Origin of the sequence: Roseisolibacter sp. H3M3-2, from assembly GCF_029211165.1 — a bacterium.
In the GTDB taxonomy this organism is placed as follows: domain Bacteria; phylum Gemmatimonadota; class Gemmatimonadetes; order Gemmatimonadales; family Gemmatimonadaceae; genus Roseisolibacter.
In genome coordinates this window covers 1-11821 of record NZ_JARGEK010000130.1, presented here as the reverse complement: position 1 = coordinate 11821, position 11821 = coordinate 1, and the positions used below count along the sequence as shown (strand labels likewise).

Here is an 11821-nt window from a genome sequence, read left to right as displayed (position 1 = left end):
CCGTGTCGGGGCCGGCCAGCCGCCCCTCGGCGTCGGCCAGCGGGCGCCCCGTGGGCGCGTCCAGCACGCGCCCGACCGCGGCGGGCGGCGCCGCGGGCGGCTGCAGCGCGAGCGCCAGCAGCAGCGGGAACGCGGGCAGCGCGCTCACCCGGCGATCCGCTGGTAGCGGAACGTGTAGTGCCGCGCCTGCCCGGTGGCGCTGTAGTAGTCGACGATCTGGAACTTGTAGACCGCGCTCCCGCGCCGCAGCAGGTAGACGTCGAACGTCGGCGTGATGCGGTTGTCGCCGCCGAGGTTGTAGCGGTAGAAGCGCGACGTGTTGAAGACGCCGGCGTAGACGTCGGTGCGGTAGGCGTTGGCGGCGGTGGCGGCCGGCGTCGCGGCGGCGAAGGTCGCCGTCGTCAGCTTGGCCGCGGCGGCGTTCCCCGGGCCGCTGACACCCCCGTTCACGCGCGCCGCGAAGCCGTCGAAGCGCAGCTCCCAGTTGGCGCCCGTCACGGCCGTCCCCGTCTGCAGGTCGAGGCTCTTGGCGCCGGTGGTGAGGTCGAGGGTGGCGGTGCGCGTGGCGCCGAACGCGACGTCGCCGTTGTTCGCCAGCGCGTACTCGACGGTCACCCGCCCGGCCGAGGTGGCGCTGGCCCCCTCGAGCCGCGTGACGCGCACCTTGGCGACGCCGCTGCTGTCGGAGAGGCGGACGAGGTACGCCGAGTCGGGGCTGGCCGCGGCCGAGGCGCCGCTGCCGAGGTACCAGCCGGTGACCGCCGGCGTCAGCGCGTCGGCGGTGAAGGCGGCGCCGGCGGGGACCGCGGTGATGGCGTCGAAGTCGGCGCGCTCCCCCTCGGCGGTCAGCGCCAGCCACTGCGCGTTGCTCGGGTTGGCCGCCGCGTTCTGGCAGACGCAGTAGCCCGTCACGCCCCCCGGCCCGGCCGCGCCCCCGTTCAGCGTGACGTTGGTCGCGTTGAAGGCGACGTCCCAGGCGGCCGACTCGCCGGCCGACGGGGTCGGCGTGACCACGGCGCTGTCGCCCAGGCTGACGTAGACCCAGCGGGTCGCGGCGTCGACGGTGAAGACGCCGGCGGCCGGCGGGAGGGGGGCCGTGACGTCGTCGGAGGCGCAGCCGGCGAGGACGAGGGCCGGGAGGGCGAGGAGCGATCGGGTGCGGGACATGCGCGCCGGGGCATCGGGATCGGGGTCGGCCCACCGTCGGCCGGATGAACGGCGGCGATGTTAAGCCCGGAATCCCGAGAAAGTCAATCGGGATTAGATTCCCGTGACACGTCCCTCCCCCGCCTCCCCCCGCCGACCATGCCCTCCCGCCCCCGTCCCGAGATGGACTCGGAGACCGACCTGGAACTGCCGACCGTCGGGCGCACCCTGCGCCTCTTCGGGCGGGCGTTCCGCCTGCGCTGCCCCAACTGCGGCGGGGGGCCGGTGCTCGCGCACTGGCTCAAGCTGCGCGTGGCCTGCGGCACCTGCGGGCTCCGCCTGCAGCGCGGGGAGCACGACACCTTCGTCGGCGCGATGTTCATCCTGTTCACCCTAGTCGGCCTGTTCGCCTACCTGGTGATCGCGGTCGCGCTGGCCGTCACCGAGAGCACGCCCTGGGACCTGATCGACACCGGGCTGCCGATCCTGACGCTGGTGATGGTGTTCGTGTTCTTCCCGTTCGCGAAGCTGGCGTGGCTGGCGTTCGACCTGATGCTGCGCCCCGTCACCGCGCACGAGCTGGAGTGGCACCGCGACGCCGCGTCGGAGTTCGAGACCGAGCGGGACGCTCAGAGGTAGCGGTACCACCACCGCCCGCCGGCGACCTTGCGGCGGGCGTACCACCGGGCGGGCCCGTACAGCAGCGCGAGCACCGCGAGCCACACGAGGTACACGGCGGGGAGCGACACGCCCCACTGCGCGCGCTGCAGCCCCGACGGGTCCTGGATCATCCCGACGAACGCGCGCGCCGGCACCCCCGACGCCGCGCCGGCCAGCAGCGCCAGCGTGTGCACGAGGTAGAAGTGCAGCAGGTACGTGAACAGGGGCGTGCTGCCGTACGCGCGCAGCGCCGCGCCGACGACGCGCGCGGCCGCGCCCCGCGCCTCGACCCACCGCTCCAGCAGCACGCCGCCCGACAGCGACACGGCGAGCGTGAGCAGCACGTACTGGAGCGACGGCGGGTACTTCGTGACGTTGAGGACCGACAGCGCCGTGAACGCCGCGCCGCGCGGCTGCACGCCCCACGGCGCCGGGTCGCCGAAGCCGTTGAGCGCGCGCAGCACGGCGAACAGCGCCAGCGCCGCGCCGGCGAGCAGCAGCTGCGCGCGCCGCCGCTCGTCGGTCGGGCGGGCGAACAGGCCGCCGAATCCGTAGCCGGCCCAGACGATCGCGGCCCACGGCAGCAGCGGGTACCCGGCCATCCCGCCCGGGATCGGCCCCGGGGTGAGCAGCGCGGTGGCGCCCCCGGTCGCCGCCGACACCGCGCCGTGCGTGGCGACGACGCCGAGGCCGAGGGCGAGCACCGCGCGCGGCGGCAGCCACTGCATCGGCGCCAGCAGCAGCAGCGCGGCGCCGATCGCCCAGATGATCTGCAGGAACAGGAACGGGAAGGTGAAGTCGATCGCGAAGCCGACGACCGTCACCTCGAGCAGGATCAGCCACGCGCCGCGCGTCGCCAGGAAGCGCGCCGGCCCGGCGCGCGACGCGCCGCGGGCCAGCGCGCGCGACCGCTGCAGGTACGCCGACGCGCCGGCGAGGAACGCGAAGGTGGGCGCGCACAGGTGCGTGACCCAGCGCGTCCAGAACAGCGCCGGCGTCGTGCGCGCCAGGTCGGTCGGCGAGAACGCGAACGCCGAGACGTGGAAGTAGTCGCGCACGTGGTCGAGGACCATCAGCGCGATGACCAGGCCGCGCAGGAGGTCGATCCCGTCGACGCGCGACGGCCGGGGGACGGCGGCGGGGCGCGGCGGCGGCGGCGGCGCGGGCGCGCGCGGGGCGGGCGCGAGGACGGTGCTCATGCCGCACGCTACCGCGCCCGCCGCGGGGGCTGGTCCGCGCCCCGCCAGCGCCCGGTCCGAGTCCGGTCAGACGGCGCGCGCCGCCCGATTAGCTTCGGCGCATGTCCTTCTTCTCCGGCTTCCTCAAGCAGCTGTACACCGACGGCAGCCTCGCCAACACCGACGACGGCTTCCGCTTCGAGCTCAAGAACCGCCTGATGCCGGCCGCGCTGCACGGCGTGCGGCGGGTGGCGGTCGACGGGCGCGAGCTGCCGCTCGCCGGCGCGACCATCGCCGCCGACGACGGGCGCGTGCTGCGCCCCGACGCCGTCTCCGCCGAGGCGCCCGCCGAGTTCGCGCTCGGCGACCGGTTCGAGGTGCGGATCCCCGGCGAGCGGCTGGCGCCCGGCCCGCACGCCCTCACCATCGAGTTCGACGCCCACCCGGTGGGGCGGCTGACGCTCGACGTCGAGGACACCGTGGCCGGTTGACAGGGGGACCGGCGGGAGTGAGCTTCCAATCCCGAATCGTGAACTCGGGATTACACCCCCTCCGGGCCATGTCCAAGCACCGCCGCGCCTCCCTCTTCGAGACCGCCCACGGCCACGTCCGCACCTGCGCCTGCTGCCCGGCGCTCGAGGTGCGGTTCGGCAACGCGCTGCTGGCGCTCGGCCCGGACGACCTGCCGCACGTGCTCGACCAGCTGGAGGCCGCGGAGTCGCACGAGTGCGACGTCACGCTCCTGATGGGGGAGACCGGGAGCGGGTGGGTGTTCACCGCCGACGAGGCCGCCGAGCTCCACCGCCTCGTGGCCGGCGCCCGCCTCATGCTCGACGTCGCCGCCTGACCGCTCGCTGACCGCGTCCCGCCGCATGCCTGTCCGCACCCCGCGCCTCAAGATCCTGCGCCGCTTCGGCGTCGCCCTCCCCGGCCTCACCCGCAAGGACCACGAGCGCCGCCCGTACCCGCCCGGCCAGCACGGCCAGTCGCAGTCGCGGCGCCGCAAGGTCAGCGAGTTCCGCAAGCTGCTCGAGGAGAAGCAGAAGGTCCGCTTCAACTACGGCGTCTCGGAGTCGCAGTTCCGCCGCTACTTCGCCAACGCGCAGCGCATGGCGGGGCGCACGGGCGAGAACCTGCTGGCGCTGCTGGAGCGGCGGCTCGACAACGTCGTCTTCCGCCTCGGCTTCGCCCCCACGATCCCCGCGGCGCGGCAGCTCGTGGCGCACGGGCACGTGCGCGTGAACGGGAAGCGCGTCGACCGCGCGAGCTACTCGGTGGCGCCCGGCGAGACGGTCTCGCTCCCGCCGGGGCGCGTGCGCGAGCGGCCGTCGATCCTCGAGGCGGTGGAGCGCGGCCCGCAGCTGCGGCTGCCGAGCTACCTCGCCCTCGACCCGGACGACAAGTTCGTCGGCCGCGTGATCGCCACGCCGGCGCGCGCCGACGTGCCGTTCCCGATCGAGGAGTCGAAGATCGTCGAGTTCTACGCCCGCTGATCGGCCGAAATACTACCAGGAGAACGGATGAGACGGACCAGATCTGATCCGTCTCATCCGTTCTCCTGGTCGTTTTTTTCAGCGACCGCCGCTCAGCGGTCGATCATCGCCTGCTGGGCGGGGGCGTAGCGCGCCCCCGCCACGCGCCCTGGCGCCAGCGCGGCGTCGAGCAGGGCCAGTTCGTCGGGCGCCAGCGCCACGCGCGCGGCGCCCGCGTTCTCTTCCAGGCGCGCCACGCGCTTGGTCCCGGGGATCGGCACGACGTCCTCCCCCCGGTGCAGCAGCCAGGCGAGCGAGAGCTGCGCCGGCGTGATCCCCTTCCGCGCCGCCAGCTCGCGCACCGCGCCGGCGGCGCGCACGTTGGCGTCGAAGTGCTCCCCCTGGTAGCGTGGGTCGCCGCGGCGGTGGTCCCCCTCGGGGTACTCCTCGGCGCGCCGCGCGTCGCCGGCGAGGAAGCCGCGCCCCAGCGGCGCGAACGCCACCAGCCCGATCCCCAGCTCGCGCAGCAGCGGCAGGATCTCGGGCTCCAGGTTGCGCTCCCACAGCGAGTACTCGCTCTGCAGCGCGGTGATCGGGTGCGTCGCGTGCGCGCGGCGGATCGTCCCCGCGCCGGCCTCGCTCAGCCCGAGGAAGCGCACCTTCCCCTGCTCGACCAGCCGCGCCATCGCCCCCACCACGTCCTCGATCGGGACCTCGGGGTCCACGCGGTGCTGGTAGAGGAGGTCGATCCGGTCGGTGCCGAGCCGCCGCAGCGAGCCCTCGACCGCCGCGTGCACGTGCGACGGGCGGCTGTCGAGCCCCGTGATGCGCCCGCCCTCGAGCCGGAAGCCGAACTTCGTCGCGATCACGGCGCGGTCGCGCGCGCCGCTCCCGAGCGCCGCCAGCGCGCGGGCGAGCAGCTCCTCGTTGGCGTGCGGGCCGTACACCTCCGCCGTGTCGAGGAAGGTGCACCCCAGCTCCAGCGCGCGGTGGATGGTGGCGACCGACTCGCGCTCGTCGCGCTCCGCGGGGGAGCCGTAGGACTGGCTCATCCCCATCAGCCCGAGGCCGACGGCGGACACCGCGAGCCCCTGCGTGCCGAGGTCCCGGATCGGGAGCATCAGAACTCCTGCCGCGTGGGGCGGAAGAGGATCTCGTTGACGTCCACGTCGTCGGGCTGCTCCAGCGCGAACAGCAGCGCGCGCGCGAACGCGTCGGGCGGGATCGCCAGGTCGTCGTACATCTTCCGCAGGGTGGCCGCGACGTCCGGCTCGCTCGCGCTCTGCGGCAGCTCGGTGTCGACGACGCCGGGGGAGATGATGGTCGTGCGGATCCCGTAGGCCTTCACCTCCTGCCGCAGCCCCTCCGCGATCACGCGCACCGCGTGCTTGGTGGCGGCGTACACCGCGCCGCCCGCGCGGATCTTGTGGCCGGCGACCGACGACACGTTCACGACGTGCCCCGAGCGCTGCCGCGTCATGTGCGGCAGCGCGGCGGCGATGCCGTACAGCACGCCCTTGATGTTGACGTCGACCATGCGGTCCCACTCGTCGACGCGCAGCCGCTCGAGCGGGGACTGGGGCATGAGGCCGGCGTTGTTGACGATGACGTCGAGCCGCCCGTGCGCCTCCACCGCTGCCTCGACGAGGGCGCGCACCTGCGCGGCGTCGGTGACGTCGGTGGCGCGTGCCGACGCCCGCCCGCCGGCGGCGGTGAGCTCGGCGACCAGCGCCTCCAGCCGATCGACGCGGCGGGCGCCGAGGACGACGACGGCGCCGCGCGCGGCGAGGGCGCGGGCGGCGGCGGCGCCGAGCCCGCTGCTGGCGCCGGTGACGACGACGACCTTGCCGGAGATGTTGTCGCTGGTCATGCGGGGAAAGGAAGCGTCGCGCGCCGCGCGAATCCACTCGACCGGCATCTTGACCGGCATCGCCACACCGGTGAACCTCCCGGCGGCGGCGACGAGCGGAACGGTGACGGGGCCCGGAGGGACGATGCTGGTGTTCGAGGTCGTGATCGCGCTGCTGCTCGGCGGCGCCGCGCTGGCCGCGGTCGCGCGGCGGGTCGGCGCCCCCTACCCCGCCCTGGTGGCGCTCGCCGGGGCGGCGCTGGCGATGGTGCCGGGCGTGCCCACGCTGGTGCTCGACCCCGAGCTGGCGCTGGCGCTGTTCGTCGCCCCGGTGCTGGTCGACGCCGCCTTCGACTCGTCGCAGCGCGACCTCCGCGCCAACTGGCGCCCGATCGCCAGCCTCGCCCTCGGCGCGGTCGCGCTGACCGTCGTGGTGGTCGCGGCCGTCGCGCGGCTCCTCGTCCCCGACATGCCGTGGGCGGTGGCGATCGCGCTCGGCGCCATCGTCGCGCCCCCCGACGCCGCGGCGGCGACCACGGTGCTCAAGGCGCTGCGCCCGCCGCACCGCCTGCTGACGATCCTCGAGGGCGAGAGCCTGTTCAACGACGCCAGCGCGCTGCTCATCTACCGGCTCGCCGTGGGCGCGGCGATGGCCGGCGCCCTGTCGGCGGCGAGCGTGGTGCCGACGCTGCTGGTCGTGACGGTGGGGAGCGTGGTGCTGGCGCTGGCGCTCTCGCGCGTCACCCTCTGGCTCACCGCGCGCATCGACGACGTGTCGACCGCGGTCGTGCTGCAGTTCTGCAGCACCTTCCTGGTGTGGATCCTCGCCGAGCGGCTGCACCTGTCGGGGATCATCACGATGGTGGTGTACGCGATGGCGGCGTCGCGCCGCGCCGCCGAGCTGGTGCCGGCGCGCATCCGCGTCCCGGCGTGGGCGGTGTGGGAGGTCGCGGTGTTCGTGCTCAACGTGCTGGCGTTCGTGCTCGTCGGCTTCCAGCTGCGGTCGATCGCGGCTCGCGCGACGGGGGCGACGGGCGCCGAGTACGCGCTGGTGGCCGTCGCGGCGACGGCGGCGGCGATCGCGGCGCGGATCGCGTGGGTCACGCTGGCCGCCGGCGTCGGGCGCTTCCGCCGCCGCCACGACGCGCCGGGCGGGCGGCCGGCGGGGGTGGGCCTCGGCACGCGCGAGGCGGCGGTGGTCGGGTGGTGCGGGATGCGCGGCACCGTGACGCTGGCGGCGGCGCTCGCGCTCCCGACCGCGTTCCCGTACCGCGACCTGATCCTCACCACCGCCTTCGGCGTCACGCTCGGCACGCTGGTCGCGCAGGGGCTGACGCTGCGCCCGCTCATGCTGCGGCTGCGGCTCGAGGACGACGGCGCGGTGGAGCGCGAGGTCCGGCTGGCGCGCGTGGAGACGCTGCGGGCGGGGCTGGCGGCGGCGCACGCCGCGCCCGACGCCGAGTCGGCGTCGCTGGTGCGCCACCGCTACGCGCTGCAGCTGCGCCGCGTGGAGCGCGAGACGACGGACGGCGACGGCGCGGCGCTCGACGACGCGGTGGTGCGCTCGGCGACCGGGGCGCAGCGCGAGCGGCTGGTGGCGCTGCGCGCCGACGGCACCATCGGCGACGCCGCGTTCCAGCGCGTCGAGGAGGAGCTGGACTGGGCCGAGATGGACTGGGCGCGCTACCTGCGCGCCGGCGGCCCCGAGGACGGGCGCGCCTGACGCGCTACGTCGCGCGCGCCGGCAGGTGCCGCTGCACGACCGCCAGGAACTCGTCCACGTCGAGCGGCTTGGTGAGGTAGGCGTCGGCCCCCGCGCGCCGCAGCCGCTCCAGCGACGCCGGCGTCGCGTCCGCGCTCACCACGACCACCGGGATCGCCGCCGTGCGCGGGTCGGCGCGCAGCCGCCGCAGCACCTCGGCGCCCGGGATGTCGGGGAGGTGCAGGTCGAGCAGCACGAGGTCCGGCAGGTGCTCGCGCGCCAGCTCGACGCCGAGTTGCCCCTGCAGCGCCGGGATGATGCGCCACCCCGGCCGCGACATGAGGATCGCCTCGACGAGCGTCAGGTTGGCGAGGTTGTCCTCGACGTACAGCAGCGTCGCCTCGCCCCCGACGTCGGCGGGCGCCGGCGGGCGCGCCGCCTCCTCGCCCCGCCCCATCGGGTGCGGCGCCGCGCCGAGGTCGACGCGGAAGACGCTCCCCGCCGGCCCGCTCGACTCCAGCGCGAGCGCGCCGCCCATCGCCTCGCACAGCCGCTGCGACAGCGCGAGCCCGAGCCCCGTCCCCTCGACGTCGGTCGTCTCGGCGCCGAGCCGCGCGAACGGGGTGAACAGCTCGCCCACGCGGTCGGCGGGGATGCCGCGCCCCGTGTCCTCGACGCGCAGCGCCCACCCGCCGTCGGCGGCCGGCGCGCCGCGCACGCGCACCGCGCCCCCCGGCCGGTTGTACTTGATCGCGTTCGCCAGGAGGTTGAGCAGCACCTGCACGAGGCGGCGGCGGTCGGCGACGACGAACGCCTCGCGCCCGCCGGCGTCGTCGGGGCCGAAGTCGCCGAGCGTCACCCCGTGCTGCTGCGCCAGCGGCCGCACCAGCCCCAGCGCCTCCTGCACCGCCGGCGCGAGCGCGACCGGCTCCAGCGCGAACGACTCGCGCCCGGCCTCGATGCGGCTGATCTCGAGCACCTCGTTGATGAGGTGCAGCAGGTGCCGCCCCGCGCTGACGATGTGCCCCACCCCCTTGGCGTGCGACGGCGGGAGCTGCGCGCGCGCCAGCAGCTGCCCGAAGCCGAGGATCGAGTTCATCGGCGTGCGCAGCTCGTGGCTCATGCGCGACAGGAACTCGCTCTTCGCGCGGTTGGCGCGCTCGGCGTCCTCCTTCGCGCGGGCCAGCGCCTCCTCCGCCAGCTTGCGGTCGGTGACGTCGCGCGTGTTGATGACGATCCCCGCGTCGGCGCTGTGCGGGTCCACCGTGCGCGCCATGCTCTCGACCGTGCGCCAGCTCCCGTCGGCGTGGCGCAGGCGGTACACCAGGACGCCCGTCTTCCCCGGGTTGGCGACCAGCGCCGCGAACGCCGCCCGCGTCGCCACGGCGTCGTCGCGGTGGATGATGTCGAAGCTCGTGCTCCCGACGTGCGACTCGGGCGGGTAGCCGAGCATGCGGGTGAGCGACGGGCTGTGGTAGCGCACCACCCCCGCGGCGTCGGCGAACGTCACCAGGTCGGAGGTGTTCTCGATCAGGCTCCGGTAGTACGCCTCGCGCTCGGCGAGGCGCAGCTCGGCCTCGCGGCGCTCGGTGACGTCCTGCGCGGTGCCGACCATCCCCGTCGGCGCGCCGTCGGCGCCGAACACCAGCCGGCCGCGCCCGTGCACGTGCCGCACGCGTCCGTCGGGGAGCACGAAGCGCGCGTCGTAGGCGTACGGCGTGCGGTGCGTCAGCGCGCGCGTGACCGTCGCCGCGATCCGCTCGCGGTCGTCGTCGTGCAGCAGCGCCAGGAAGGCGTCGAGGTCGCGCGGCGCCTGGTCGGCGCGCACGCCGAGCGCGGCGCACAGCGCGGCGTCCCACCCGACCGCGCCGGTGGCGGCGTCCCAGGTCCAGGCGCCGAGGCGCGCCAGCCGCTGCGACTCCTCCAGCTGCGCCTCGCGCTCGCGCAGCTCGGCCGTGCGCTCGGCGACGCGCCGCTCCAGCGCCTCGTTGGCCGCGCGCAGCTCCTCGCGCGACGCCCGCAGCGCCTCCTCGGCCACCTTGCGGGCGTCGAAGTCGCGCACGAGGGCGAGCAGCCGGTCGGCGCCGCGCAGCGCGACCCGCTCGATCGTCACCTCGACCCACCGCGGCGCGTCGCTCCCCGCCGCGCGCATGCGCCACTCGAAGCGCTGCGGCTCGCCGGCGGCGGCGCGGCGCAGGTGCGCGCGCGCCCGCTCGAGGGTGAACGGCTCGACCGCCGCGATGTAGGCCAGCCCGTTCGCGCGCAGCTCGTCGAGCGTCGCCCCCGTCAGCTCGCGCGCGCGCCGGTTGGCGTCGGTCACCGCGAAGGTGGCCGGGTCGTGCACGAAGATCGCGTCGCCCGACGCCTCGAAGATCCCCCGGTAGCCGTCGTCGGGCGCGAGGCGGGGGTGGCCGGGGGACCCGGGGGGGGCGTGCGAGGACATGCGGCGGGGCGGGCGGGGCGACGGCGGCCCCGCGAACCGCGGCGGCCTACCCCTGCAACTTGGGGAGGCCGCGCCCCGCCGTACAGCGGACCCCGCTCGGTCGCCCGCGAGCCGCGCGCGGATCCGGTCCTCCTGGGCCTGCAGCTCGGGCGTCATCCCGGCGCCGAAGTCCTCTCTCGCCGGCAATCGGGTTGGGGCAGCGGCGCGCCCACGCCACCGCCTCTCGGCGGACGGGCCGTGGGCCACCGTGCGGCCGGCGCCGGATGCGCGGAGTCGGCGGCGGCCTTCACGATCTCCATGACGCGCATCGGCCGGACCTCGGGGGGTGGCGGGTCACTGGCCCCGCACGATCACGAACCGCTGCCCGTCGGGGGAGACGTCGTACATGGTGTTGAAGCCGCCCGGGTACGGCCCCTTGAACAGCGACGTCGGCGCGCCGAGGTCGGGGGGGACCGCGGTGCTCGACGGCTCGACGGGCATCGACACCAGCACGCCGTCGCGCCAGAAGAACAGCTCGCGCCCGTCCGCGCGCCACACCGCGTGCTGGCCGCCGCCGCGCGTGACCGCCACCGGGCGCCCCGGGCGCGTGAACGAGTCGAGGTACAGCTCCGGCTGCCCCGAGACGTTGGACGTGTAGACCACCCACCGCCCGTCGGGCGACACGCGGGCCGCGCTCTCGTCGGCGTCGGACGCCGCGATCCTGCGCGCCGGCGACCCGTCGAGCGGGACGGCGTACACGTCCTGGCCGTGCCCCTCGCCGTCGTCGGTCACCACGAGCGTGCGGCCGTCGCGCACCCAGTCGCTGGCGAACTGCGTCCCGTTGCGCGACGCGAGCGGCTTGGCCGGGCCGCCGGAGAGCGGGGTGGCGAAGATGTCCTTCCCCCCCGGCGCGCCGACCGAGAACGCGACCGTGCGCCCGTCGGGGCTCCACTGCGGGTCGTTGGAGTCGCCGTCGTCGTCGGTGAGGCGGCGCGTGGTCCCCTGCTCGAGGTCGGTCACGAACACGTCGCTCGACCCGCGCCCGTCGGCGAACGCGCCGTACGCCACGCGCCGCCCGTCGGGGGAGAAGCGCGGCGTCCACGGGCGCTCCACGTTCAGCGCGCGCTGCACGACCCCGCGCCGGTCGACCACGACGAGCGGGGCGTCCCACGACTGCGTCGGCGCGTCGGGCGTCCACGCCGCGACGTTCGCGGGGCGCGGGTCCGACGCCGGAGCGGGCGCGCCGAGGCCGCTCCCCAGCGCGAACAGCAGCGCGCGCGCGACGGCGCCCGCCAGCAGCGTCGCGCCCGCGATGCGCAGCGCGGCCCCCGCCGACACCTGCCAAGTCGGAGGCCAAGCGGTCTTAGGAAGACAAATCGTGGTCTCAACTCC

10 protein-coding genes and 1 pseudogene are annotated in these 11821 nt (G+C 75.7%); 5 read left to right on the top strand and 6 right to left on the bottom strand.

Annotated elements, in window-relative coordinates:
• Positions 1-144: 144 nt before the first annotated feature.
• A complete protein-coding gene (locus PYV61_RS12380; protein WP_275831911.1) occupies positions 145-1167 on the bottom strand; it encodes an HmuY family protein in 1023 nt (340 codons plus the stop codon).
• Positions 1168-1305: 138 nt separating this feature from the next.
• Here PYV61_RS12380 and PYV61_RS12375 point away from each other — a divergent pair, with 138 nt between their 5' ends.
• Positions 1306-1785: a DUF983 domain-containing protein gene (locus tag PYV61_RS12375; RefSeq protein WP_275831909.1), complete on the top strand. Its 480-nt coding sequence runs from the start codon at positions 1306-1308 to the stop codon at positions 1783-1785.
• Here PYV61_RS12375 and PYV61_RS12370 read toward each other — a convergent pair.
• The gene (locus PYV61_RS12370; protein WP_275831907.1) at positions 1776-3005 is read right to left on the bottom strand and encodes a heparan-alpha-glucosaminide N-acetyltransferase domain-containing protein; all 1230 of its coding nucleotides are present in this window, start codon (positions 3003-3005) and stop codon (positions 1776-1778) included. The genes PYV61_RS12375 and PYV61_RS12370 overlap by 10 nt on opposite strands.
• Before the next feature lie 101 nt (positions 3006-3106).
• Here PYV61_RS12370 and PYV61_RS12365 point away from each other — a divergent pair, with 101 nt between their 5' ends.
• The 3 genes from PYV61_RS12365 (at position 3107) to rpsD (ending at position 4477) form a co-directional block, all read left to right on the top strand.
• Positions 3107-3475 (top strand): hypothetical protein, encoded by a 369-nt coding sequence (locus tag PYV61_RS12365; RefSeq protein ID WP_275831905.1) that lies wholly within the window; start codon positions 3107-3109, stop codon positions 3473-3475.
• 68 nt (positions 3476-3543) lie between these two features.
• Entirely contained in the window at positions 3544-3831 is a 288-nt protein-coding gene (locus PYV61_RS12360) for a hypothetical protein (protein ID WP_275831903.1), read from the top strand.
• Positions 3832-3856: 25 nt separating this feature from the next.
• Positions 3857-4477, top strand: a complete 621-nt coding sequence (gene rpsD, locus PYV61_RS12355; protein ID WP_275831902.1) for a 30S ribosomal protein S4 — start codon at positions 3857-3859, stop codon at positions 4475-4477.
• 92 nt (positions 4478-4569) lie between these two features.
• Here the strand turns inward: rpsD and PYV61_RS12350 are convergent, their stop codons facing one another.
• Together PYV61_RS12350 and PYV61_RS12345 are read right to left on the bottom strand one after the other, a co-directional pair.
• The gene (locus PYV61_RS12350; RefSeq protein WP_345785237.1) at positions 4570-5580 is read right to left on the bottom strand and encodes an aldo/keto reductase; all 1011 of its coding nucleotides are present in this window, start codon (positions 5578-5580) and stop codon (positions 4570-4572) included.
• Complete coding sequence (locus tag PYV61_RS12345; protein ID WP_275831898.1) at positions 5577-6326, bottom strand: SDR family oxidoreductase; 750 nt, start codon at positions 6324-6326, stop codon at positions 5577-5579. Before PYV61_RS12345 ends, PYV61_RS12350 begins: the two co-directional genes overlap by 4 nt.
• A 124-nt stretch (positions 6327-6450) precedes the next feature.
• On the opposite strand from PYV61_RS12345, the gene PYV61_RS12340 reads away from it, so the two are divergent.
• The gene (locus PYV61_RS12340; protein ID WP_345785236.1) at positions 6451-8028 is read left to right on the top strand and encodes a cation:proton antiporter; all 1578 of its coding nucleotides are present in this window, start codon (positions 6451-6453) and stop codon (positions 8026-8028) included.
• A 4-nt stretch (positions 8029-8032) separates the two neighbouring features.
• On the opposite strand, the gene PYV61_RS12335 is transcribed toward PYV61_RS12340, so the two are convergent.
• On the bottom strand, positions 8033-10450 hold the full coding sequence (locus tag PYV61_RS12335) for a PAS domain S-box protein (protein WP_275831893.1): 2418 nt from the start codon (positions 10448-10450) through the stop codon (positions 8033-8035).
• 333 nt (positions 10451-10783) lie between these two features.
• A pseudogene (locus tag PYV61_RS12330) lies at positions 10784-11821 on the bottom strand (hypothetical protein); the annotation flags it as partial.

Excerpts from the sequence above, each read along its gene's own strand:
- PYV61_RS12380 (WP_275831911.1), bottom strand. The coding sequence starts at position 1,167 with ATGTCCCGCACCCGATCGCTCCTCGCCCTCCCGGCCCTCGTCCTCGCC.
- PYV61_RS12375 (WP_275831909.1), top strand. The coding sequence starts at position 1,306 with ATGCCCTCCCGCCCCCGTCCCGAGATGGACTCGGAGACCGACCTGGAA.
- PYV61_RS12370 (WP_275831907.1), bottom strand. The coding sequence starts at position 3,005 with ATGAGCACCGTCCTCGCGCCCGCCCCGCGCGCGCCCGCGCCGCCGCCG.
- PYV61_RS12365 (WP_275831905.1), top strand. The coding sequence starts at position 3,107 with ATGTCCTTCTTCTCCGGCTTCCTCAAGCAGCTGTACACCGACGGCAGC.
- PYV61_RS12360 (WP_275831903.1), top strand. The coding sequence starts at position 3,544 with ATGTCCAAGCACCGCCGCGCCTCCCTCTTCGAGACCGCCCACGGCCAC.
- rpsD (WP_275831902.1), top strand. The coding sequence starts at position 3,857 with ATGCCTGTCCGCACCCCGCGCCTCAAGATCCTGCGCCGCTTCGGCGTC.
- PYV61_RS12345 (WP_275831898.1), bottom strand. The coding sequence starts at position 6,326 with ATGACCAGCGACAACATCTCCGGCAAGGTCGTCGTCGTCACCGGCGCC.
- PYV61_RS12340 (WP_345785236.1), top strand. The coding sequence starts at position 6,451 with ATGCTGGTGTTCGAGGTCGTGATCGCGCTGCTGCTCGGCGGCGCCGCG.
- PYV61_RS12335 (WP_275831893.1), bottom strand. The coding sequence starts at position 10,450 with ATGTCCTCGCACGCCCCCCCCGGGTCCCCCGGCCACCCCCGCCTCGCG.